The 22562-nt window shown below is 77.7% G+C and carries 23 protein-coding genes; 13 read left to right on the forward strand and 10 right to left on the reverse strand.

What is annotated here, in order from left to right; all coding sequences use genetic code 11:
• The first annotated feature begins 27 nt into the window (after positions 1-27).
• Positions 28-465 (forward strand): DoxX family protein, encoded by a 438-nt coding sequence (locus AGRA3207_RS01890; RefSeq protein ID WP_231332814.1) that lies wholly within the window; start codon positions 28-30, stop codon positions 463-465.
• 60 nt (positions 466-525) lie between these two features.
• Here the strand turns inward: AGRA3207_RS01890 and AGRA3207_RS01895 are convergent, their stop codons facing one another.
• The gene (locus AGRA3207_RS01895) at positions 526-1056 is read right to left on the reverse strand and encodes an SRPBCC family protein (protein ID WP_231332815.1); all 531 of its coding nucleotides are present in this window, start codon (positions 1054-1056) and stop codon (positions 526-528) included.
• A 116-nt stretch (positions 1057-1172) separates the two neighbouring features.
• Positions 1173-2249 carry a 3-oxoacyl-ACP synthase III family protein gene (locus AGRA3207_RS01900; RefSeq protein ID WP_231332816.1) on the reverse strand — a complete coding sequence of 359 codons (1077 nt, stop codon included), beginning with the start codon at positions 2247-2249 and terminating at the stop codon, positions 1173-1175.
• Positions 2250-2446: 197 nt separating this feature from the next.
• Between AGRA3207_RS01900 and AGRA3207_RS01905 the strand changes: the two genes are divergently transcribed.
• From AGRA3207_RS01905 to AGRA3207_RS01915, 3 genes are all read left to right on the forward strand, one after another.
• On the forward strand, positions 2447-3547 hold the full coding sequence (locus AGRA3207_RS01905; protein WP_231332817.1) for an ACP S-malonyltransferase: 1101 nt from the start codon (positions 2447-2449) through the stop codon (positions 3545-3547).
• A 141-nt stretch (positions 3548-3688) separates the two neighbouring features.
• Positions 3689-5674 (forward strand): acyl-CoA dehydrogenase, encoded by a 1986-nt coding sequence (locus AGRA3207_RS01910; RefSeq protein ID WP_231332818.1) that lies wholly within the window; start codon positions 3689-3691, stop codon positions 5672-5674.
• A gap of 36 nt (positions 5675-5710) precedes the next feature.
• Positions 5711-6286, forward strand: coding sequence for a TerD family protein (locus AGRA3207_RS01915; protein WP_231332819.1), 576 nt, complete (start codon positions 5711-5713; stop codon positions 6284-6286).
• Positions 6287-6440: 154 nt separating this feature from the next.
• On the opposite strand, the gene AGRA3207_RS01920 is transcribed toward AGRA3207_RS01915, so the two are convergent.
• Positions 6441-6869, reverse strand: a complete 429-nt coding sequence (locus AGRA3207_RS01920; protein ID WP_231332820.1) for a RidA family protein — start codon at positions 6867-6869, stop codon at positions 6441-6443.
• Between the two features lie 73 nt (positions 6870-6942).
• Here AGRA3207_RS01920 and AGRA3207_RS01925 point away from each other — a divergent pair, with 73 nt between their 5' ends.
• The 3 genes from AGRA3207_RS01925 to AGRA3207_RS01935 all read left to right on the forward strand — a co-directional run bounded on the left by AGRA3207_RS01925 (position 6943) and on the right by AGRA3207_RS01935 (position 9936).
• Positions 6943-7728: an HAD-IIA family hydrolase gene (locus AGRA3207_RS01925; protein WP_231332821.1), complete on the forward strand. Its 786-nt coding sequence runs from the start codon at positions 6943-6945 to the stop codon at positions 7726-7728.
• A 193-nt stretch (positions 7729-7921) separates the two neighbouring features.
• Positions 7922-8800: a DUF3152 domain-containing protein gene (locus AGRA3207_RS01930; RefSeq protein ID WP_231332822.1), complete on the forward strand. Its 879-nt coding sequence runs from the start codon at positions 7922-7924 to the stop codon at positions 8798-8800.
• Positions 8801-9312: 512 nt separating this feature from the next.
• A complete protein-coding gene (locus AGRA3207_RS01935; protein ID WP_231332823.1) occupies positions 9313-9936 on the forward strand; it encodes an IMPACT family protein in 624 nt (207 codons plus the stop codon).
• A 44-nt stretch (positions 9937-9980) separates the two neighbouring features.
• Here the strand turns inward: AGRA3207_RS01935 and AGRA3207_RS39705 are convergent, their stop codons facing one another.
• Both AGRA3207_RS39705 and AGRA3207_RS01950 read right to left on the reverse strand, forming a co-directional pair.
• The gene (locus tag AGRA3207_RS39705) at positions 9981-11027 is read right to left on the reverse strand and encodes a GlxA family transcriptional regulator (RefSeq protein ID WP_273699991.1); all 1047 of its coding nucleotides are present in this window, start codon (positions 11025-11027) and stop codon (positions 9981-9983) included.
• Positions 11028-11039: 12 nt separating this feature from the next.
• Complete coding sequence (locus AGRA3207_RS01950) at positions 11040-11621, reverse strand: isochorismatase family protein (RefSeq protein WP_231332824.1); 582 nt, start codon at positions 11619-11621, stop codon at positions 11040-11042.
• Between the two features lie 209 nt (positions 11622-11830).
• Between AGRA3207_RS01950 and AGRA3207_RS01955 the strand changes: the two genes are divergently transcribed.
• From AGRA3207_RS01955 to AGRA3207_RS40175, 4 genes are all read left to right on the forward strand, one after another.
• On the forward strand, positions 11831-13126 hold the full coding sequence (locus AGRA3207_RS01955) for a carboxylate-amine ligase (protein ID WP_231332825.1): 1296 nt from the start codon (positions 11831-11833) through the stop codon (positions 13124-13126).
• Positions 13123-14409, forward strand: a complete 1287-nt coding sequence (locus AGRA3207_RS01960; protein ID WP_231332826.1) for an iron-containing redox enzyme family protein — start codon at positions 13123-13125, stop codon at positions 14407-14409. The genes AGRA3207_RS01955 and AGRA3207_RS01960 overlap by 4 nt, the downstream gene beginning before the upstream one ends.
• A 90-nt stretch (positions 14410-14499) precedes the next feature.
• Positions 14500-15153 (forward strand): HemK2/MTQ2 family protein methyltransferase, encoded by a 654-nt coding sequence (locus AGRA3207_RS01965; RefSeq protein WP_231332827.1) that lies wholly within the window; start codon positions 14500-14502, stop codon positions 15151-15153.
• Complete coding sequence (locus tag AGRA3207_RS40175; protein ID WP_420830857.1) at positions 15150-15539, forward strand: CDGSH iron-sulfur domain-containing protein; 390 nt, start codon at positions 15150-15152, stop codon at positions 15537-15539. The genes AGRA3207_RS01965 and AGRA3207_RS40175 overlap by 4 nt, the downstream gene beginning before the upstream one ends.
• A 144-nt stretch (positions 15540-15683) precedes the next feature.
• Here AGRA3207_RS40175 and AGRA3207_RS01975 read toward each other — a convergent pair whose 3' ends face one another.
• The 5 genes from AGRA3207_RS01975 to AGRA3207_RS01995 form a co-directional block, all read right to left on the reverse strand.
• Positions 15684-15938 carry a hypothetical protein gene (locus AGRA3207_RS01975; RefSeq protein WP_231332828.1) on the reverse strand — a complete coding sequence of 85 codons (255 nt, stop codon included), beginning with the start codon at positions 15936-15938 and terminating at the stop codon, positions 15684-15686.
• A gap of 99 nt (positions 15939-16037) precedes the next feature.
• Positions 16038-17087 (reverse strand): NAD-dependent epimerase/dehydratase family protein, encoded by a 1050-nt coding sequence (locus tag AGRA3207_RS01980; RefSeq protein ID WP_231332829.1) that lies wholly within the window; start codon positions 17085-17087, stop codon positions 16038-16040.
• Positions 17088-17305: 218 nt separating this feature from the next.
• Positions 17306-18157 carry a methylated-DNA--[protein]-cysteine S-methyltransferase gene (locus AGRA3207_RS01985; protein ID WP_231332830.1) on the reverse strand — a complete coding sequence of 284 codons (852 nt, stop codon included), beginning with the start codon at positions 18155-18157 and terminating at the stop codon, positions 17306-17308.
• Complete coding sequence (locus AGRA3207_RS01990) at positions 18154-18927, reverse strand: RNA polymerase sigma factor (RefSeq protein WP_231332831.1); 774 nt, start codon at positions 18925-18927, stop codon at positions 18154-18156. Before AGRA3207_RS01990 ends, AGRA3207_RS01985 begins: the two co-directional genes overlap by 4 nt.
• Positions 18928-19019: 92 nt before the next feature.
• Complete coding sequence (locus AGRA3207_RS01995) at positions 19020-19685, reverse strand: response regulator (RefSeq protein WP_231332832.1); 666 nt, start codon at positions 19683-19685, stop codon at positions 19020-19022.
• A gap of 250 nt (positions 19686-19935) precedes the next feature.
• Between AGRA3207_RS01995 and AGRA3207_RS02000 the strand changes: the two genes are divergently transcribed.
• The gene (locus AGRA3207_RS02000) at positions 19936-21870 is read left to right on the forward strand and encodes a sensor histidine kinase (RefSeq protein ID WP_231332833.1); all 1935 of its coding nucleotides are present in this window, start codon (positions 19936-19938) and stop codon (positions 21868-21870) included.
• Positions 21867-22544 carry a response regulator gene (locus AGRA3207_RS02005; protein ID WP_231332834.1) on the forward strand — a complete coding sequence of 226 codons (678 nt, stop codon included), beginning with the start codon at positions 21867-21869 and terminating at the stop codon, positions 22542-22544. The genes AGRA3207_RS02000 and AGRA3207_RS02005 overlap by 4 nt, the downstream gene beginning before the upstream one ends.
• Positions 22545-22562: the final 18 nt, after the last annotated feature.

Genomic DNA, 22562 nt, shown 5'->3' on the forward strand with positions numbered 1-22562 from the left:
CACCTGCCGCATGGAAGGGCCGCCGTCATGAGCACGAACCACAGCGTCACCGCCGACACCACCGCCGACACCGCCACCGCCGCCCGGCTCAGCACGCGCCGCAAGGTGCTGTGGGGCGCGCAGATCCTGCTGGGGGTGTTCTTGTTCTTCGTGTCGGCGATGCCCAAGCTCGCCGGGCAGTCCGACGCGGTGGAGAGCTTCGCCAGGATCGGCTGGGGGCAGTGGTTCCGGTACGTGACGGGGGTCGTGGAGGCGGCCGGGGCGGTGGGGCTGGTGGTGCCGCGGCTGGCGGGGGTCGCCGCGACGGGGCTGATCGGGGTGATGGCCGGCGCGGTGCTGGCGCAGCTGCTGGCGCTGGACCCGCCGCTGGCGGTGGTGCCGGCGGTGCTGGCGCTGGTGTTCGCCGCGATCGCCTGGGACCGCCGTCCCGAGACGCGCGGGCTGCTGCGCGCGCTGCGCCGCTGACCGGCGCCGGCACGGCCGGGCGCCCGGGCCCTCGACGGGGTTCCGGGCGCCCGGCCGTGTTCAGCCGCCCGCGCCCGCGCGTTCCTGCCCGGCGAGCCGGGCGGCGTAGCGGTCGTGGTGGGCCTGCCAGTCCGCAGTGGTCCAGTTCGGCCAGTCGACGCGGGCGCCTTCGAGCGCCTCGCGCAGGTAGGACAGGTGGACGTGCCATCCGGCGAGGGTCTGCGGGAGGAACCGGCGCGGCATCTGCACCTCGCTGGTGAACACCAGCCGGGTGCCGCCGGCGTCCGGGGTCAGCTCCCAGCGGAGCCGGCCGTGGATGTCGGAGTCCAGTTCCAGCAGCCGCGGCGGGTCGAACACGGTGACGGTGCCGCGGGCGACCGCGGTCTCGCCGCCGGGGCCGGTGTTGAGCCAGCGCAGCTCGAACCGGCCGCCGGCGGCCGGTTCGAGGTCGGCGTCGGCGAGCCACGCCGACAGCTCGGCGGGGTCGGTGAGGGCGCGCCAGACCCGGGCGGGCGGGTGGCGCAGGCCGCGCTCGAAGCGCATCAGCGCCCGCCCGTCCTGGTAGGTGGCCGTGCCGTCGTCGGTGCCCATGGCCGTCGCCTGCCTTCCGGTGGGTCGTGTCGGTGCCCGGCCACCGGCGGGGCGGCCGCACCCCGTCAACATAACCCCCTCCGTATATAACTGGCAAGAAATGTAGCGGGGCGGTCTCAGGGCGGGGGCCAGGTGATGAGGGTGTGCGCCCAGGTCAGGCCGGCGCCGAACCCGGCGAGCAGGACCAGCTCGCCGGGCCGGATGCCGCGGGTGCGCACGGCGGTGTCGAGGGCGTAGGGGAGGCTGGCGGCGCCGATGTTGCCCACGTCGCGTCCGGCGATGGCCAGCTGCGCCGGTTCCAGGCCGGCCTCGGCGGCCAGCGAGGCGACCAGCCGCGGGTTGGGCTGGTGGGGGACCACCAGCGCCAGGTCGGCGGGTTTGATCCCGGCGGCGTCGGAGGCGTCGGCGACCAGCCGGGGGAAGATGCGGGCGATGAAGTCGCGGACGGCCCGCGCGTCCATGTGGATGGTGTGGCCGAGCGCCGACAGCGTGCCGGGGCCTGCGGGCGCGCGGCTGCCGCCGGCGGGGATGAGGACGTCGCCGGCGCGCGTGCCGTCCGAGCCGAGCGTGACCGGGCCGATCCCGTAGGGTCCCGTGACGGGCCCGACGACCGCCGCGGCGGCGCCGTCGCCGAACAGGGCGGCGGTCGCGCGGTCGCCGGGGTCCAGGAACCTGGAGTACACCTCGACGCCGATGACCAGCGCGTAGGGGGCGGCGCCGCGCTGGGTGGCCAGCCAGCCCACCGCGGCCTGCAGCCCGAACAGGAACCCGGTGCAGGCGGCGGCGACGTCGAACGCGGCGGCGCCGGCGGCGCCCAGCAGCGCCTGGACGCGGCAGGCGGTGGCGGGGCCGAGCTCGTCGGGCGTGGAGGTGCCGAGCACGATGAGGCCGAGGTCGGCGGGGGTGAGCCCGGCCCGCTCCAGCGCGCGCCGGCCGGCGGCCGCGGCGAGGTCGGAGGCGGCCTCCTCCTCGGCGGCGACGTGCCGGCCGCGGATGCCGGTGCGGTCCTCGATCCAGCCGGGGTCCAGGCCCATCGAGCGGGCGAGGTCGCTGCTCGGCACGCGCCGGGACGGCAGGTAGGAGCCGGTGCCCGTGATCGCCCAGCCGGTCCGCGGGTGCGGGGCCCGGTGCGGCGCCGTGCGGCGCGCCGTGGTCCGCGCCGTCCGCCGCCGGTCCGCCGGTCGCCAGGTCATGGGTCGCTCCCTCCGCCGGCGCGGGGGCCGGTGGTCGTGGTCCGCGCCGCTCGGCCGCTGCTCGCGCGGCCGGTGGTTGCCGGACCGATCCCTTGAATGAATAATCCCATTTCGATGTTTTTGTTCTATAACTGCGTGTTCAACGGCCTTCTGCCGAAAAGAAAAGAGAGCCTTCCGTCCAGGTAAGGAGTCCCGGCGTGTTCTTATCGTTCCGTCCGGCCGAGGAGCTCAAGCCCGACGACGTCTGTGCCTTCCTGTTCGCGGGCACCGGCTCGGCGGGGGTGCCCGACCTGGCGTCGGCGTCGCGGTGGGGTCCGGCGGCCGCGCGCGCCGTCGCCGACGTCCTGGACGCGGTGCAGGAGGGCCTGCCTGCCCGCTGGCCGTCGCTGCGCGCGGTGCTGCTGGACGATCCGGGCGGGTACCGCGAGGCGGCCCGTGTCCCCGGCGTCGCGCAGCTGTGCGGGTACGCGGCGTCGGTCGCGGTCGACCGGGCGCTGCGGGCGTCGGGGGTCCATCCGGCCCACGCGGTCGGGCAGAGTTTCGGGGAGATCGCCGCGCTGGTGTGCGCGGGCGCGTTCACGGTCGCCGACGGCGCGCGGATGGCGGCCGGGCTGGTGGGGGTGCTGGCGCGCCGCGGCGCGGGCGGCGGGATGGGGATGCTGGAGGCCGGTGAGGACGGCGCGCGCGCGTGCATCGCGGCGGCCGGTGCGCCCGAGGTGGTGGTGGCGTGCCTGAACGCGCCGTCGGCGACGGTGGTCAGCGGGCCGTCGGGGCCGCTGGAGGCGGTGCTGGCCGAGGCCGGGCGCCGGGGGGTGCGGGCCGCGCGGCTCGCGGTGCCCTACCTGTCGCACCATCCGGCGATGGCCGGCGCCGACCAGGAGTGGTACGAGATGATCCGCGGGTTCCCCCGGCGGGCGCTGGAGGTGCGGGTGCACTCGCCGGTGCGCGGCGGCGCCTACGCCGACGGCGACGACCTGCACCGGGCGCTGGCCGACTGCATCGTCAAGCCGGTGCGGCTGCCGCAGGCGCTGCGGGCCGTCCGCGCGGCGGGCGTGACGGTGTTCACCGAGGCCGGGCCGGGCACCGCGCTGTGCGAGTGCGCGCGGCTGTCGGTGCCCGGCGCGCGGACGCTGGCGCCGCTGCGGTCCCGTCCGCGGCGGGAGGCACCGGGGGACGCGCCGGGGGACGCGCGGGGAGATGCGCCGCAGGGCGCGGGGGACGCGCCGGTGCCCGGGAAGTCCGCGGCGGGCATCGCCCCGGACACCGCTGGTGAACAGGAGGACCATGATGGCCACTGACCCCGCCGGTGACAGCGGGCGCGACGGCGGGCGCGACGGCGGCGGAGGGGATCGCGGGCGGGACGAGCCCGCCGCCCCGGCCCCGCCCCCGGCTCCGGTCCGGAGACCGGTTCCGGAGCCGGTCCGGCGGGCGGCCCCGGGGTGGTGGTGGAGGAGGGGCTGCTGGATTTCGTGCGCGGTCCCGGCCTGGACGGCCGTGCGCGGGCGTGGCTGGCCGAGGCCGTCCCGCAGGACTGCTTCGGCTATCCCGGCGGGCTGACCGCGCGGGAGCGGCAGGCGCTCACCTACGCGCGGCTGCGGCGGGCGGGGCGGGCGGCGCCGCCCGCGGCGGTGCTGCTGGAGGATCCGGCGGCGCTGTGCGGGCTGCTGGAGCGCGCGGCGGTCGCCGATCCGGCGCTGTTCCACCTCATGCTGCTGCACTACACGCTGGCGCTGGGGCCGATCGTGCGGTTCGGGGCGGGGCAGGAGGGCCCGCGGGCCGAGCGCGCGGCGCTGGAGTCGATGGAGTCGTTCGGGACGCTGCTGATGACCGAGGCGGGGCGCAGCAACAGTCATCTGTCGCCGCGGACCGTGGCGCGCCACGATCCCGTAGGCGGCGGGTTCGTGCTGGTCACCCCCGACGCGGCGGCCGCCAAGTTCCCCACCAGCACCGCGCATCCGGATGTCCCCAAGACGGCCGCGGTGTACGCGACGCTGGTGCACGGCGGCGCGGAGCGGGGGGTGTTCGTGTTCGTGGTGCCGCTGCGCGACGCGGGCGGGGACGTCCCGGAGGGGGTGCGGGTGGTCGCGGCGCCGGAGACCTCGGGCCTGCCGGTCGACTACGCGGCGGTGATGCTGGACGGCGTGCGGGTGCCCTACGAGTCGTGGCTGCGCGACGGCGCCCGCATCGACGCCGGGGGGTTGTTCCACGATCCGGCGGGGTCGGCGGCGGCGCGGCTGACGCGGTCGATGGGGATCGCGCCGCCGGTGTGGCGGGCGGTGGTGTCGGCGTCGGCGGCGGTGTGCCGGGCGTCGGCGGGGGTGCTGCTGGCGCATTCGGCGGGCCGCGGCACGCTGGGGCGGCTGGCGCCGCACCGTCCGCTGACCGACTACCGCAACCAGCGGGAGGCGGTGCTGGGGGCGCTGGCGTCGGCGTACGCGCTGACGGCCGTCGCCGCGCACGTCAAGGCGCGGCAGGGCCCGCCGGGCGCGGGACGGGGGCCGGGCGCCCCGGATCCGGGCGGGCCGGGCGGGGCGGGGGCGTGGGCGCCGTGGTCGGCGGTCGACCGGGACCTGGCGCTGCTGAAGGCGGCGGCGACCGCGCAGGCGCAGGAGACGGTGTCGCTGTGCCGGGCGCACAGCGGCGCGCCGGGGTTCGCGGCGGTGGAGCGGCTGAACGCCTACCGGGGCCTGACGCACGCCTACACCAGCGCCGGCGGGGACAACCAGCTGATCCTGTTCGACACGGCGCGGGCGATGGCGGGCCTGGACGGCTACGTCCCGCCGGACGCGGCGGCGGTCCCCCCGGACGGCGGGGACCTGGCGTCGCCGCGGATGTGGCTGTGGCTGGCGCGCACGGCCGAGCTGCGGATGCGCGACCGGCTCGCGGGCCGGGTGCAGGCGGCGCTGGAGGCGGGCGCGGACGCCTTCACCGCCTGGAACGACAACCTGGTGCTGGCGGAGCGGGCGGCGGCGGCGTGTGCGGACCGGATGACACTGGAGATCCTGGCGGCGGCGGCGGAGCCGGGCCCGGCGGTGCTGCGCCGGCTGCTGGGGCTGCACGCGCTGAACTGGGTGGACCGCCGCGCGGGGGACCTGCTGAACGAGGGAGTGCTGGCGCCGGGGGTGCTGGAGGAGGTGTGGGCGCTGCGGCGGCGGGCGTGCGACGCGCTGGCGCCGCGCGCGGCGGAGCTGGCGGCGGCGTTCGAGCTGCCCGCGGCGGTCACCGCGCCGCCGGCGTCCTTCACCGGCGCGCCTCCCGGCCCCGCGGATCCCCCCGGCGCCCCCGGCGCCCCCGGGGGCCGGCGGGAGGGCGGGTCACGGGGGCCTGATGCGGGGGAAAAGGCCACGCCACGCCGCGAGTTGGCGGAGGATGCGGGGGAACCCGCGCCGGGTGGCTACCGTTCTCGTTACAGACCGCGCGGGTGACAGGCATCCGCACCGGCCGATACGGAGGTAGACACAGTGGGAGTCAGTCTGAGCAAGGGCGGCAACGTCTCGTTGACGAAGGAGGCTCCCGGACTGACCGCCGTCGTGGTGGGTCTGGGCTGGGACGTGCGGACCACGACCGGGACCGACTTCGACCTCGACGCCAGTGCCCTGCTGTGCTCGGCGGAGAACAAGGTGCTGTCGGACCAGCACTTCGTGTTCTTCAACAACCTCAAGAGCCCCGACGGCTCGGTCGAGCACACCGGGGACAACCTCACCGGTGAGGGCGAGGGCGACGACGAGCAGATCAAGGTGGGCCTGTCGAGCGTCCCGGCCGAGGTATCCAAGATCGTTTTCCCGGTCTCCATCTATGACGCCGACGGCCGCCAGCAGAGCTTCGGGCAGGTCCGCAACGCGTTCATCCGCGTGGTGAACCAGGCCGACGGCAACGAGATCGCGCGCTACGACCTGTCGGAGGACGCCTCCACCGAGACGGCGATGGTGTTCGGCGAGCTGTACCGCAACGGCGCGGAGTGGAAGTTCCGCGCGGTGGGGCAGGGCTACGCCTCGGGTCTGGCGGGCATCGCCTCCGACTTCGGCGTGAACGTCTGACTTCGGCGTGAACGTCTGAGGGCACGCCCGCGGGCGCGGGCGCGGCGTGTGCGCGGGGCGTCCCGGACCGGTGGTCCAGGGCGCCCCGCCGCGTGTGCCGGGGCGATGCGCGCCGGGGCGGGGACGTCCGGCGGGGGCGCCCCCGGGGGCGGGGTCAGGCGGGGACGACGGCCATGGCCTCGATCTCGATGAGCAGGTCGTCGCGGACGAGCCGGGACACCTCGACCAGGGAGGCGGCGGGGGCCAGGCCCTCGGGCAGCATCTGGGCGCGGACGGCGCGGACGACGCCGGCCTGGCGGGCGTCGCGCAGGAAGTAGCCGAGGCGCACGACGTGCTCCCATCCGGCGCCGGCGGCGCTGAGCGCGGCGTGCAGGTTGGCGAACACCTGGCGGGCCTGGGCCTCCAGGTCGCCGGGGCCGACGAGGTTCCCGGCGGCGTCCAGGGCGATCTGGCCGCTGAGGACGATGAGCCGCCCGGGCAGGTCGGCGGTGACGGCGTGGCTGTAGCCGGGGCCGGGCGGGACGGCGGGCGCGTCGATCTCGCGGATGCCGGTGCCGGCGCGCGGGGTGCTGGGTTCGGTCACAAGATCACGCTACCGGGCCGGGCGGGCGGGGACGCCGGCGCCCGTCATGATCCCGGGCTGCGACAATGGGGGCATGAGCGACCGCGGGCCGATCGAGTACTGGCTGACCGACATGGACGGGGTCCTGGTGCACGAGGGGCGGCCCGTCCCGGGCGCGGAGGACTTCGTGCGGGCGCTGTCGGCGTCGGGCAGGCCGTTCCTGGTGCTGACCAACAACTCGATCTACACGCGGCGGGACCTGTCGGCGCGGCTGGCGGCGCTGGGGCTGGTGGTCCCGGCCGCGTCGATCTGGACGTCGGCGCTGGCGACGGCGCGGTTCCTGGCCGACCAGCGGCCGGGGGGCGCGGCGTATGTGATCGGGGAGGCGGGGCTGACGACGGCGCTGCACGAGGCCGACTACGTGCTCACCGACATCGACCCGGACTATGTGGTGCTGGGCGAGACCCGCACCTACAGCTTCTCGCAGATCACGCGGGCGATCCGGCTGGTGGAGGGCGGCGCGCGGTTCGTGGCGACCAACCCCGACCCGGTCGGGCCGTCGCCGGAGGGGTCGCTGCCGGCGTGCGGCGCGGTCGCCGCGATGATCACGCGGGCGACGGGGGTGGAGCCGTACTTCGTCGGCAAGCCGAACCCGCTGATGATGCGGACGGCGCTGAACGTGGTGGGCGGGCACAGCGAGCGCACCGCGATGGTCGGCGACCGGATGGACACCGACATCGTCGCGGGCGTGGAGGCGGGGCTGGAGACGTTCCTGGTGCTGACCGGGGTGACGCGCGAGGAGGAGATCGGGCGGTTCCCGTTCCGCCCGTCGCGGGTGGTCCCCTCGATCGCCGACCTGATCGGCCTGGTGGGCGCCTGACCGCTACGGGGGCACCGGGCGATTCGGGGATGTTTGGGGGGTCGCCGGTCGGCTACGAACCCGGCAGTTCATCCAATCGCACCGGCGGCGCATCGGGGGCCGGAGGGCGTGGCGGGGCGGCGCGGGGCGCCGGCGGGCGGCCGCGCCGTGCCCCGCTGCGCGGTTGCGGTGCCCGAGGCCGATCCGGAGCGCCGTGCACGAGCCCGACGATCCCTGCGCCGCGCCGCGTCCGCCGTGGCGCGGTTCGTGGCGCGCCCGGTGCCGGCTCTGGCTCGTCCTGTGGCTGGCCCTGCGGGGTGGTCCGCGCCGCGGCCGCGGCCGGGCGTCGGGGGCGCTGGTCGCGGCCGTGGTCTCGCTGGGGGCGGGCGGGGTCGCGGCGACGCTGATGGCGGAGGGGTCTGGCCGGGACGGCGGCGGCCAGGGCGGGACGCAGGGCGGGCGGCCGGCGGCGGCGCTGGCGGCGCCCGGCCGGGCGGGTCCCCGGGCCGCCGGAGGGCCGCTGGTGAACGGGCGGCGGCAGCCGGCGCGGATCCCGGTCCCGGAGTGGGCGGGCGGGCGGTACGAGCGCGTGCCGGGGACGGCGGCGGCCGCCGGCGGGGCGGGCGGTGTCCTCGTCCGGTACGCGGTGGAGGTGGAGCGGGGGCTGCCGGTGCCGGGCGCGGGGTTCGCCGCGGAGGTGCACCGGGTGCTGAACGATCCGCGCGGCTGGGGGCGCGGGGGTTCGCTGCGGTTCGTGCGGGTGGGCGGGGGGCCGGTGCGGTTCCGGGTGTCGCTGTCGAGCCCGGCGCTGACCGACCGGATGTGCGCGCCGCTGGTGACGGGCGGGGGGCTGTCGTGCCGCAGCGGCGACCGCTCGGTGATCAACGCGCGCCGGTACGGGGAGGGCGCCGTCACCTATGGCGGGGATCTGGCGTCCTACCGGGAGTATGTGATCAACCATGAGGTGGGGCACGTGCTGGGGCACGGGCACGAGCGGTGCCCGGGGGCGGGGCGGGCGGCGCCGGTGATGGTGCAGCAGACCAAGTCGCTGGAGGGGTGCCGTCCGAATCCGTGGCCGTTCCCGGGCCGCTGAGCGGCGGGCCGCCGGGGTGCCGGCGAGCCGGGGAGACGTCCGCGTCGCGGATGCGCGTGCGGCGGAAGCGCCCGTGGAGGGCGGTCGCGCGCGCCGCCTCGCGGCCATGGCCGTCCGGACGGTCCCGGGGCGGGCCGGGAGGCTGACCCTGCGGGCGGCGGGGGGCTGTCGAGGTGGGTGATGAGGGCGGGTCCGCCCGGCGCCGCTCGTGCCGCTGCCGAGGGCGGGTGCCGGACGTCCAGGCCAGCTCGGAGGGTGACCGGCGACACGGCGGTGATGCGGTCGGACGAGCGTGTGCGATCGGCCGGTGACGGCGCCCTGCGGGGACGCGGGCCGGGAGGCGCCGTTGGTGATGGCCAATGCCTGAGGCTCGGCGGGCGTTATCCGATGACGGTGCGGGCCGTTCCGGGTGTCGGCCGCGCTCTACGCTGGGGCCGGGCTCGTGGGACGCCGGACGCCGGAGTGCGGGCGGCGGACGGTGAGGCTCCGTCGAGGTTCCTGGAGGGGCGACGGTGCGGATGATCAGGCGTGGTGGCTCGGGTGAGCTGGAGGTCCGCCGGTCGCGGTTCGTGTGCACGCTCGCGCGGGTGGGCGGTGAGGCGGAGGCGGTGGAGTTCCTGGGTGCGCATCGGCGGGCGCACCGGGACGCGTCGCACAACTGCACCGCGTATGTGGTGGGTGAGCGCGGCGAGATCGCCAAGAGCAGTGATGACGGGGAGCCTGCGGGGACGGCGGGGATCCCGATGCTGGAGGTGCTGCTGCGGCGCGGGGTGACGGGGACGGCGGCGGTGGTGACGCGCCATTTCGGTGGTGTGAAGCTGGGCGCGGGCGGGCTGGTGCGCGCGTACGGGCAGGTGGTGGCCGAGACGCTCGACGCGGTGGGGCTGGTGGAGCTGCGGCCGGTGGTGCGGGTGACGGTGGGGGTGGAGCACGCGCTGGCGGGACGTTTCCTGGGGGACCTGCACGGGCGGGGCCCGGCGCCGGTGGACGTGCGGTACGGGGCGGGGGTGGAGGCCGACGTGGTGGTGCCGGTGGGGGAGGCGGAGGCGTTCGAGGCGTGGGCGGCGGGGGTCACCGCGGGCCGGGCGCGGGTCAGCCGCGGCGCCCGGGGTTTCGTCGAGGTGCCGGTCCCCTGACCGGGGCCGTCCCCGCCTCCGCCTGGTTGCCCTGTGGCGCCGGTTCAGGTCAGGTGGCCCGTCCCGCCCGATGACGGTCGGCTCTGGCCGGGGATGTGTCCCAGGGGGTGCTCCCGGTCACGCCGCCGGTCGCGCTGCCGGTCGGTGTCGGGGCCGGTGTCAGGGCCGGGGGGGCGGGCGGGGGGTGTGGCGGCGCGGAGGCGGCGGAGCATGCGGGCGTCGGTGAAGCCGACGGCGTGGGCGGCGGCCTGCGCGGTGGCGCCCTGGCCGATGAGGTGCTCGGCGCGTTCCAGGCGCAGTTCCTGCTGGTAGCGCAGGGGGGTGAGGCCGGTGGCGGCGGTGAAGCGGCGGGTGAGGGTGCGTTCGCTGACGCCGGTGGCGGCGGCGAGGCCGGCCAGGGGCAGGGGGCGGGCGTAGCCGGTGTCGATGAGGTTCTGGGCGCGGTGGACGGCGTCGCTGAGGTGGGCGCGGTGGCGGAGCATGGCGCTGGCCTGGGGTTCGTCGCCGTTGCGGCGGGCGTAGACGACCATGGCGCGGGCGATGCGGGCGGCGGTGCCGGGGCCGTGGCGGGTGGCGGTCAGGTGCAGGGCGAGGTCGATGCCGCTGGCGATGCCGGCGGAGGTGATGACGCGGTCGTCGGTGACGTAGAGGACGTCGCGGACGACGGTGGCGCGGCGGTGGCGGCGGGCGAGGGCGTCCTGGAGGCGGTGGTGGGTGGTGCAGCGGCGGCCGTCGAGCAGCCCGGCGTGGCCGAGGGCGAACGCGCCGGCGCAGACGCTGGCGACCAGGCCGCCGGTGGCGTGGTGGCGGGCGATGCGGGCGGCGGTGCCGGCGTTGACGGGGGCGGTGCGGGGGCCGGCGGGGTCGCAGTGCCAGCCGGGGACCAGGACGATGTCGGCGGGGGTGAGGGCGGGCCAGGTGGTGGCGGCGCGCAGGGTCAGGCCCTGGGCGGTGGGGACGTCCTCCTGCTCGGCGATGTAGGCGAGGCGGTAGGGGTGGCCGGCCTCGGCGGCGGTGGAGAACACCTGGGCGGGTCCGGCGAGGTCGAGCAGGTGCACGCCGGGGACGAGCAGGAAGACGATCTGGTTCACGATCCGGTCAGCCTACCCGGTGAGGGAGGCGAGGGTGGCGATGGTGGCGAAGCGCCCGGCGAGGGCGTATTCGGTGCGGGCGATGACCTGGTCGGCGGGCAGGGTGGCGGGGTCGGCGAGGGTGTCGGCCAGGGACCGGCCGGCGGGGGCGTCGCGGTGGGGGATGGGGAAGGTGGCGGTGGCGTCGGTGACGAAGGTGACGGTGAGGCCGAGGTCGGCGGCCAGGCGGGCGGTGGTCTCGCAGCACTGCTCGGTCTGGATGCCGCAGACGGTCACCTCGCCGATGCCGCGGGCGGTGAGCAGCTGCTGGAGGTTGGTGGTGGTGAAGGCGTTGCGGGAGGTCTTGGTCAGGACGGGCTCGCCGTCGCGGGCCCGCAGGCCCTCCATGAGGCGGACGTGCCCGCCGGCGGGGTCGAAGGGGCCGCCGCTGCCGTGCTCGGCGTGCAGGACCCACACGACCAGGTCGCCGGCGTCGCGGGCGGCGTCGGCGAGGCGTGCGGTGCGGGCGGCGATGTCGGGGGCGGAGACGGCCGGCCACAGGGGCAGGCGGCGGAAGGACTCCTGGACGTCGATGACGAGTAGCGCTCGGCTCATGGCGTCGATGATGGCGGGCCGGGCGGGTGCGCGGGAGGGCTCATCGCGGCGCGGAGCGGAACGATCCGGTCAGCCGACGCGCGGGGCGGGCGGGGCCGGGCGCCGCCGTGGCCGCCCCGCCCATAAAGGATCTTGGTTTGGGACGGGAGGGCGGCCCGCGTTCGGGCATGTCCGGAAATGACGGGCTTGTTTGGGTGAGGGGGGTGGCCATGGACGGTGCCGCGGTGGGCGCGGGCGCCGCCGTCTCCGGGGTGTCCCTGGGGGTGGAGGAGGAGTTCCTGCTGGTCGACGGGGTGTCGGGGGAGTGCGTCCCGGCGGCCGAGGCCGTGCTGGCGCGGGCGGGCGGGCACCGGTGGGAGGGGTCGGGCGGGTCGTTCCAGGACGAGCTGCTGGCCTCCCAGGTGGAGGCGGCGACGGGGGTGTGCGGGGACCTGGCGGGGCTGCGGGCGCAGGTGCGGTTCGCGCGGGCGCGGCTGGCGGAGGCGGCGCGCGCGTGCGGGCTGCGGCTGGTGTCCTCGGGCACGCCGGTGATGGACGGCGCCGCGCCGCCGCCGGCGCGGGGCGGGCGGTTCACGCGGATCGCGGCGCTGTACCGGGGGCTGATCGAGGACTACCAGGCGTGCGGCTGCCACGTGCACGTCGGGGTCGCCGACCGGGAGACGGCGGTGGCGGTGGTGAACCACCTGCGGCCGTGGCTGGGGGTCCTGCTGGCGCTGTCGGCCAACTCCCCCTTCGACCACGGCCGCGACTCCGGCTATGCCAGCCGGCGGCTGGTGGAGGTGTCGCGGTTCCCGGGCGCGGGGACGCCGCCGTGGGCGGCGTCGGCGGCCGAGTACGACCGGCGGGTGGCGATGCTGGTGGAGTCGGGGGTGCTGGTGGACGCCTCGATGACGTTCTGGCTGGCGCGGCCGTCGCCGCGGTGGCCGACGGTGGAGGTGCGGGCGGCCGACGCGGCGGCGACCGCGGACGAGGCGGTGCTGCAGGCGGCGCTGGTGCGGGCGCTGGTGCGGGTGGCGCTGGCGGATCTGGCGGCGGGCCGGGAGGCGCCGCCGGTGGACGCGCAGCTGTGCGCGGCCGGGCTGTGGAGCGCGGCCCGGTACGGGATGGACGGCGCGCTGGTGGACCCCTCCGCCGGGCGCGCGGTGCCGGCGTGGCGGCTGCTGGAGGGCCTGCTCGCCCGGCTGGCGCCGGCGCTGGAGGAGACCGGGGACCTGGCGGAGGTGTCGGCGCTGGTGGAGGGGGTCCGGCTGGCGGGGACCGGGGCGCGGCGGCAGCGCCGCGCGGCGCGGCGGGGCAGGCGTTCGCTGGTGGAGGCGCTGGCCCGGCAGACCGAGTCGGGGACGCTCCCGGTCCCCGCGCCCCCGGCGCCGCCGGGGGCCGGGTTCGCGGCCCCCGCGGCCGGTCCGGCCGGGCACGGGCTGTGGGACGGGCTGCGCGACGGGGTGTGGGGCGCGCGCGAGCGGGTATCGCGGCCGGATGCCCGCCTGAGCACGGAGGAGACATGATCGTTGAGCGTGGTAGCGGGCCGGTGCCGCCGGAGGCGCGGGCCGGTGCGCGGACGGGGCCCGGTGCGCGGGCGGAGGCCGGGCGGCCGGGACCGGCACGCCGGGGACCGGCGGGGCCGGTGTGGCAGGAGCCGGTGCTGCCGCGGCCGCGGGGCCCGCTGTCGCGGGCCGTGGTGGAGGCGCTGCGCGCGGGGCCGCCCGCGGGGGAGCCGGTGCCGGTGCCGGCGGGGGCGGTGGCCTCCGCCGATCCGTACGGGGAGGATCTGCAGCTGGCGCTGCACACGTGTTTCGAGCTGCACTACCGGGGGTTCGCGGGGGTGGATCCGGACTGGGAGTGGGATCCGGGGCTGCTGGCCCTGCGCGGCGCGATGGAGGCGGCGTTCCTGGCCGCGCTGCGCGCCGACACCGGCACAGGTGCGGTCACCGGGGCGGGCGGGGCCGATGTGGCGGGCGTGCTGGAGGAGCTGCTGGTCGAGCCGGTGGGCGCCGCCGGTGTCACCCATCATCTGCGCGACGCGGGCCGCTGGTGGCAGCTGCGCGAGCACGCGGCGCTGCGTTCGGTGTACCACCTGAAGGAGGCCGACCCGCACGCATGGGTGATCCCCCGGCTGCGTGGGGCGGCGAAGGCGGCGCTGGTGGCGGTGGAGTACGACGAGTTCGGCGGCGGGCGCCCGCAGATGCTGCACTCGGCGCTGTTCGCGGGGCTGCTGGAGGATCTGGGCGTGGACGCCTCCTACGGCGCGCATGTGGACGCGGCGCCGGCGGTGATGCTGGCGACGGTGAACATGATGTCGCTGTTCGGGCTGCGGCGGTCGCTGCGGGGCGCGCTGGTGGGGCATTTCGCGGCGGCGGAGATCACCACGGCCCCGGCGGCGCGGCGGATGGCGCAGGCGCTGGAGCGGGCGGGGGCGGGGCCGCGGGCGGTGCTGTTCTACACCGAGCACATCGAGGCCGACGCCGTCCACGAGCAGGTGCTGCGCCGGGACGTGATCGGGGGGCTGCTGGCCGGGGAGCCGGGCCTGGCGGGGGACGTGGTGCTGGGGGTGCGGGCGACCGTGCTGCTGGAGGACCGGCTGGAGGCGCACGTGCTGGGCTGCTGGGGCGCGGACCCGGCGCGGTCGGCGCTGCGGCGCCCCCTGGAGGACGGCCCCGCGGGCGGTCCCGGCGGTGATTCTCACGACGGCCCCGCGGGCGGTCCCGGCGGTGATTCTCACGACGGCCCCGCGGGCGGCCTCGCGGGCGCCCCGGCGGGGGTCCCGGTGCGGGCGGCACATACCGCCTGATCTGTGTTTCTAATGTCGTAATAGCGGTACATGTGCGACATGTTTCTTGTGAGGCCACCCGGGGTGTACCGGCCGCAATCAGACACCGCGATGCTCGTACGGGAGCTACGGCGCTCGGCGGTCGCACCCGGGGCGCGGGTACTGGAGCTGGGGACCGGGACGGGCGCGGTGGCGGTGGCCGCCGCGCGGGGCGGGGCCCGGCAGGTCGTGGCGGTCGATGTGGCGGCCGGGTCGGTGCTGGCGGCACGGCTGAACACCCGGGTGCGGGGGCTGCCGGTCCAGGTGCGGCGCGGTGACCTGTTCGATCCGGTGGCGGGCGAGCGCTTCGATGTGATCGTCGCCAACCCCCCGTACGTGGTGGGCGACGCCGACCCGGCGCGCCTGCGGGGCCGCGCGCGGGCGTGGGAGGCCGGGCGGGACGGCCGGTGGCTGCTGGACCGGATCTGCGCCGCGGCGCCGGAGCACCTGACGCGGCGCGGGACGCTGCTGCTGATGCAGTCGTCGCTGTGCGGGGTGGAGCGGACGCTGGAGGCGCTGGAGGGGGCGGGGCTGCGGGTGTCGGTGGCCGCGCGTGCCCGCGAGCCGTTCGGGCCGGTGATGCTGGCCCGGGCGGCGGCGCTGGAGGCGCGGGGGCTGCTGCGCCCGGGCCAGCGGCACGAGGACCTGGTGGTGGTCCGCGCGGACGTCCCCGCGGACGCGGCCGATGGCCGGGAGCCTCCCGGCCCCGCCCGGAGCGCCGCGTGAGCCGGCCGCCGGACGGCCCGCGCCGCGGCGGCCTTGACCGTCCTGACCGTCCTGACCGTCCTGGCGGCGGGGTGGCGTCCGCGGCGTGCCCGGACCCCGAAGGCAGGGCGCACGCCGCTGGTGGCGCGTGCCCCCCGGCAGAGGGCGCGCGGGGCCGGGAGCGGCGCCGGGTGCGGGTGGTGCAGGGCGGGCCGGTCCTGGTGGAGGGGCCGGTGGAGATCGTCCTGGAGGACGGGAGCACGGCGGTGTCGGACCGTTTCATGGTGGCCCTGTGCGCGTGCCGGCGCAGCCGCTCCTACCCGTTCTGCGATACCAGTCACCGTCGGCGGGCGCGGCCCGCCGACGGCACGGCCGCGGAGGGCGCCCAGGAAGGCCGCCCGTCCTAGCCCTGCGGCGGCGCGGCGGGGCCACTCAGCGGTGGACGGACGCCCGGCGGGGCCCCTGACCGGCCCGCCCGGACGCCGGCGGTGGCCGCCGGCGGTGGCCGCCGGCGGTGAATGCCTGCGGACGGGCGCCGGGGACGGTCCGGGTCAGCCGCCGAGGCTGTCGAGGGCGACGTCGAGGCGCTGGGCGAGGGTTTCGATCTGCTCCTCGTTGGCGCCGGTGTCCAGTTCGGCGATGACGGCGTCGCGGGTGGTGATGACCAGCATGTCCTCGGGGTCACCGGATCCGCCGTGCCCGCTGCCGGGGACGACGGCGGCCTCCCCGGCGACGATGACGAGTGTGGCGTCGCGGTCGGCGGAGGCCAGCAGGGCGTGCAGGTGCGCGGGTGTGATCGTCGGCATGGGCGGCCTCCTGGTGCGTGGTTGCGCGTGGCGGTCGTGCGTGGCGGTGCGGGTCTGCTGCGGTCGTGCCGGGCTCGGGTGGTGGACGGGTCGGTGTGGTCAGGGTTCGCGGCCGATGCCGGTGGTGAACTCGCGGGAGCGGGCGCGGCCGCTGGTGTCGGGGGACAGCGGCGGGGTGTCGCGGCCGGCTCCGGTGCGCAGGCCGTCCAGGAACTCCCGGATCGCCTCGCGGGAGGTGTGCCGGGGCGTCCAGCCGAGTTCGTCGCGGGCGCGGGAGGCGTCCATGAGGGGCACCCGCAGGGCCAGCTCGAACAGGCCGGGGGAGGCGGGGACCAGGTGCAGGGCCCAGGCGGCGGCGAGGGCGGCGCGGAGGCCGCGGGCGGGCAGGCGGACGGTCCGGGCGTCCAGGAGCCCGGCGAGCTCGGCGGCGTCCAGGACGGGGTCGGCGGCGATGTTGAACGCGCCGCGGGCGTCGCCGAGCGCGGCGAGCGCGAAGGCGCGGCCGGCGTCCTCGGAGTGCAGGGCCTGCAGGCGCAGGCCGGGCACGTCGGGGACGATGGGGATCAGCCCGGGGCGGGCCAGGCCGCCGGGCAGCAGCGGCCCGGCGAACAGGCGCCGCTGCTGGGCGGCGGTCTGGCGCTCGAAGATGAACGCGGGGCGGATCCGCACGACGCGGCGGCCGGGGTGGCGGGCCTCGTGGGCGTCCAGGAGCCGTTCGACGTAGGCCTTCTCGCGGCTGTAGGCGGCGCCGGGCCAGCCGTGGGTGGGCCAGGACTCGTCGACGGCGCGGTCCTTGGGGCCGGGGGAGTAGGCGCCGACCGAGGAGGAGTACACCAGGGCGGGGACGTCGGCCTCGGCGGCGGCGGCGAACACGCGGGCGCTGCCGACGGCGTTGGCGTCCCAGGTGACGGCGGGGCGGTGGGTGGGCTGGAACAGCCAGGCCAGGTGCACCACGGCGTCGGCGCCGCGCATCAGCGGGACCAGGTCGGTGTCGGTGACATCGGCCTGCACCCAGGTGGTCTTGGGGGCTGCGCGGCGGGGCTTGCGCCGGGCCAGCCCGGTGATCTCGGTGACGCGCGGGTCGGCGGCGAGCGCGCGCAGGGTGCTGGTGCCGATGTTGCCGGTGGCGCCGATGACGACGACCCGCATGGTGGGCTCCCCCTTCTCCTCCGCCCGCCGATCTGGTGGGCGGGCCCGCCCCATTCCCGCTCGGCGTCGTTCTATGCGCCGGTGACCGGCTGACCGGCGCGGACGGTGCGGGGGACGGCGCGCGGGACGGCGATCCGGGCCCGCGCCGGGCGCCTCGGGGACGGTCCGGCGGGTCTCTGCGAAGCCCGGCGGTCCCTGCGAAGCCCGGCGGTTCCGGGTCAGGCGGGGTCGGGCGGGCCGGGGCGGCAGTGCCGGCAGGGCCGGTACCCGGCGGCGCGCGCGGCGGCCAGGTCGCGGAACCCGCGCCGGTGGGCGGGGCTGATGCGGCGGGCGTCGGCGCAGGTGGGGTAGCAGACGACGCCGGTGGTGCCGCTGCCGACCAGGTGGACGCCGCGGGCGGCGAGCCCGGCGACCTCGTCGAGGTCGACGTCCTCGGCGCGCAGGAGCCGTTCCTTGGCGGCGGCGCCGAACACGTAGCCGCCGACGGCGCCGTCGGACCGGGTGACGCGGTGGCAGGGGATCAGCAGCGGGACGGGGTTGCGGCCGAGCGCGGACCCGACGGCGCGGACCGCCCTGGGCCGCCCGGCCTGCCGGGCGACCCAGGCGTAGGGGCGGGTCTGCCCGCGGGGGATGGCGGCGGCGGCGCGCAGCACGGCGGCCTCGAACTCCGACAGGCCGCGCAGGTCCAGGCGCAGCCCGGCCGGGCGGCCGGTGCGCAGGGCGGGGACGAGCCCGGCGGGCGGCCGGTCGGCGGGCAGCAGCGGGCGGCCGAACCGGGCGCGGAACGCGGCGGTGAAGGCGGGTTCGTCCATGCCGGCGCGCAGGTAGGCGATGCCGTGGTCGGTGAAGGCGACCTGGAGGTCCTCCAGGGGCCCGGGGACGTGGACGCGGCGCGCGGCGATGCGGTCCAGCAGCCCGGCGGGCGCGTCGGCGGCCAGCCCGGCCAGCCCCTCGGCCAGCGGATCGGCCAGCGGATCGTCCGGTGGGTCGACCGGCCGGTCGGCGCGCGGGCCGGGCGGCGGGCCGGTGGGGCGGCCGGGTGCCGGGGGGGTGGGGTCGGTGCGGTTCATGGGGTGCCCCCTTGCGTGTCGTGGAGCGTGGGGTGGAGCGTGCGGAGCCGGGCCAGGCCCCGGGAGATGTGGGATTTGACGGTGCCCTCCGGCAGGTCCAGGACGGCGGCGATCTCGGCGACGGGCAGGTCGGTGACGTGCCGCAGGACGACGGCGGCGCGCTGCGCGGGCGGCAGGGCGTCCAGGAGCCCGGCGAGCTCGCGGCCGGTCTCGTGGCGGGCGGCGGCGTCCTCGACGGGCTCGGCGGGGTCGGGCGGGTCGGGGGCGTCCTCCAGCGGCGCGGGCCGCGGCCGCCGCGCCGCCGAGCGCAGCCCGTTGCGCCACAGGTTCGTCAGGATCGTCAGCAGCCACGCGCGGGGGCGCAGCGCGGCGATCCGCTCGGGCGGGTACCCGCACAGCGCCCGGTAGGCGCGCAGGAACGCCTCGGCGGCCAGGTCCTCGGCCTCGGCCCACCGGCCGCTGAGGCGCAGGGCGGTGGAGAACACCGCGCCGCGGTAGGCGTGGTAGAGGGCGGCGAACCCGGCGTCCAGGTCGCGGGCCAGCGCCGCGGTGACCTCGCCGGCCACTCCGGCCGCGCCGTCTCCCGGCATGTCCGCTGTCGTGTCCGGCGCCGTGTCCGGCGGCATCTCGCCCGGCCCGTCCCGCGTGATGTCGCCCGCGGTCTCACCGGGGCCGCCGCCTGGGCCGCCGCCGGGGGCGCCGCCTGCCGGGGGCCCGGCGCAGGGGCCGGGTGCGGGCGTGTGGGGGAGTGCCTTGTCCGTGACCGTCACATCCGTTCAACACCGCGGTGACCGGCCCGGTTGCACCCCCGTCCCGCCCCCGCCCCGTCTCGTGCCCTGCGCGGGCGGGTGGGTGTGGCGGGTCAGCCGAGCCAGCCGGGGCGGATCATGCCGGTCTCGTAGGCCAGGACGACGAGCTGGGCCCGGTCCCGCGCGCCCACCTTGGCCAGGATACGGCTGACGTGGGTCTTGGCGGTGGCGGGGCTGAGGACGAGCCGCCCGGCGATCTCCTCGTTGGACAGCCCGGCGGCGACCAGTTCCAGGACCTCGCGCTCGCGGTCGGTGAGCGCCGACAGCTCGGCGGCGGGCGGCGGGGCGGTGATCCGGGAGGCGAACTCGGCGATGAGGCGGCGGGTGACGGCCGGGGCCAGCAGCGCGTCGCCGCGCGCCACGACCCGCACGCCGTGGATCAGCTCGGTCGGCTCGGTGTCCTTGACCAGGAACCCGCTGGCCCCGGCCTTGATCGCCCCGTACACGTAGTCGTCGAGGTCGAAGGTGGTGAGGATGACGACGCGGACGGCCTCCAGCCGCGGGTCGGCCGTGATGCGGCGGGTGGCCTCCAGGCCGTCCAGGACGGGCATGCGGATGTCCATCAGCACGACGTCGGGGCGCAGGCCGGCGGCCAGCCGCGCGGCCTGCTCACCGTCCCCGGCCTCTGCGATGATCTCGATGTCGTCCTCGCCCTCCAGGATCGACCGGAACCCCGCCCGCACCAGTGTCTGGTCGTCGGCCAGCACCACCCGGATCACGTGATCTCCTCCTTCGGCCCCCCCGGGGCCCGCGTCCGGGTCGGTGTCCGCGCCCCCGGCCGGCGGCCGGCGTGCCGCGCGCCGGGCGGCGCCGCACCGTTGACCAGCGTAGCGTCGCCCGCGGCCGTTCCCGTCCTGCTTTGCACCGTTCCGGCCCGCCCGGGGGTGGGCGCCGCGGATCGGGGCCGGTGCCGGGGTTGTTGACTTTCGGCAGTATCAGCGCAGATCACCGGCTTGTAGCGTGGGGCGGGTGAACCATTCGGCGACCCCCTCCCCGCGGACCCGGCCGCGGCGGGCCGGGCGGGCCGCGGCCGTGCGCGCGGGCCTGCGGACGGCCGGTCCCGCGGCCCGCGCGGCGGCGCTGACGTTCGCCCGGGACGCCCGCACGGGCGCACTGCGGGAACGGCTGCGGCGCCCGGCACGCTCGGCGCTGGTCAAGGACATCGTGCTGCTCGCTGTGCTGGCGTTCCCGGTCGCGGCGGGCCTGTTCACCCCGCCCGTGGCGGACGGGGCGTGGTGGGCGCAGGTCGCCGGGCTGGTGCTGCTGTCCGCGGCGATCGCGGTGTCGCGGGCGTGGCCGCTGGCGGCGCTGGTGGCGGTCCTGGCGCTGGTGCTGCTGAACGGCAACTACGGGTTCGCGGTGCCCGTGCTGTCCTACCTGACCGGACGGCGGTCGCCGCGGGCGCGTCCGGTGCTGTGGGTGTTCACCGGGGTGTTCGCCGGCGGGTCGCTGCTGAACCTGGCGCGCGGCGTCGACGTGACGACGTGGTTCCCGCTGACGATCTGGCTGGTGCTGCTGGGCGTCCTGCCGTGGCTGGTGGGCCGCTACTGGCGGCAGTACCAGGAGCTGCTGCGGGCCGGGTGGGAGCGCGCGGACCGGCTCGAGCGCGAGCAGCTGATCATCGCCGACCGGGAGCGGCTGCGCGAGCGCGCGCGGATCGCCCAGGACATGCACGACTCCCTCGGCCACGAGCTGGCGCTGATCGCGGTGCGGGCGGGGGCGCTGCAGGTGGCGTCCGGGCTGGACGAGCGGCACCGGCGCGCGGCGGCGGAACTGCGCGCGGGCGCGGCCGAGGCGACCGAGCACCTGCGGGAGATCATCGGGGTGCTCCGGGTGGACACCGCCGGTGACGCCGGCGCGGCGGGCGGCGGGCGGGGCGGGCCCCGCACGCGCCCGGCCGGGGAGGGCATCGCGGACCTGGTGGAGCGCGCCCACGCCTCGGGGGTCCCGGTCCGCCTGCAGCTCACCGGCGCGGGCGCCGCGGCCCCGCGGATGCCGGATCTGCCGGGGCTGGTGGGGCTGGCCGCGCACCGGGTCGTGCAGGAGGGCATCACCAACGCCGCCAAGCACGCCCCGGGCGCCGCCGTCACCGTCACCGTGGGCCCCCGCGGCGGCGGTGACGGCGGCGGTGACGGCGGCGGGCAGGACACGGTCCGGGTGCGGGTGGCCAACCAGCCGCCGGAGGCGCCGCCGCTGATGCCCTCCGGAGGGGGCAGCGGCCTGACGGGCCTGGCCGAACGCGTCCGCCTCGCCGGCGGGACGCTGCGCGCGGGCCCGGTCACCGGCGGCGGCTTCGAGATCGTCGCCGACCTTCCCGCGGCGCCGCCGCCCGCCGGGCAGCCCGGCGCGGCGGGCGACGCGCCCCCGCGCGCCGCGCCCGCCCTCACCGCGGCCGGCGCCCACCCCGGCCCCGCCGCCCGCGCCGGACACGGCACCGCAGACGGCACGGCCGGCGTCCCCGCCGGTGCCGGTGGCGTGCCGCCGGGAGGGGAGTGGGCGTCGGAGTCGGCGCGGTACCTGGAACGCGAACGCCGCCAGGTCCGCCGCGGGCTGATCGTGGCGATCGCCGTCCCGGCCGGGCTGATCACGGTGCTGGTGGCGGTGATGGTCGCCTACTTCGTCTCCGCCACCTTCGACGCGGTGCTGCCGCCCGGCGACTACGACGCGCTGCGCGTCGGGGACCCGCAGGCGCGGGTGGAGCGGGTCCTGCCGTCCCGGGAGGCGATGGGCGTCGGCGACATCAAGCTCCGCGAACCCGAGCCGGCGGGCGCGGACTGCCGCTACTACCGGCCCGACGCCAGCCTGCTGGGCCTGAGCCGCATCTACCGGCTGTGCTTCACCGGCGGCACACTGACCAGCAAGAACACCTATCCCACCGGGACGGGCGGAAAGGACGGCCAGTGATCCGGGTGCTGCTCGCCGACGACGAGGCGATGATCCGCGCGGGGGTCCGGGCGATCCTGTCGGCCGACGCGGGCATCGAGGTGGTCGCCGAGGCCGCCGACGGGCACCAGGCGGTCGAGCTGACCCTCGGGCACCGCCCGGACGTGACGCTGCTGGACATCCGCATGCCGCGGCTGGACGGCCTGGCCGCCGCGGCCGAGCTGCGCCGCGTCGCCCCCGCCACCGGCGTGATCATGCTGACGACGTTCGGGGAGGACGAGTACATCGCCCAGGCCCTGTCGGGCGGCGCCAGCGGGTTCCTGCTCAAGTCCGGCGACCCCCGCGAGCTCATCGCCGGTGTCCGCGCCGTCGCCGAGGGCGCGGCGTACCTGTCCCCGAAGGTCGCCCACCGGGTGATCACGGAGCTGAGCGGCGGCCGCATGGCCGGCGGCGCCCGCGCCCGGGAGCGGACCGACGGCCTGACCCCCCGTGAGCGGCAGGTGCTGGCGCTGCTGGGAGCGGGGCTGTCCAACGCCGAGATCGCCGGGCGCCTGCACGTGGTGGAGGGGACCGTCAAGGCGTACGTGAGCGCCATCCTGACCCGCCTGGACGTCCGCAACCGCGTCCAGGCCGCGGTGATCGCCTACGAGGCGGGTCTCGTCGAGGGCATCGACGAGACCCCCCGCGCCACCTGAGCGCCCGGACGCGCCAGG

Origin of the sequence: Actinomadura graeca (assembly GCF_019175365.1) — a bacterium.
Classification (GTDB): Bacteria; Actinomycetota; Actinomycetes; order Streptosporangiales; family Streptosporangiaceae; genus Spirillospora; species Spirillospora graeca.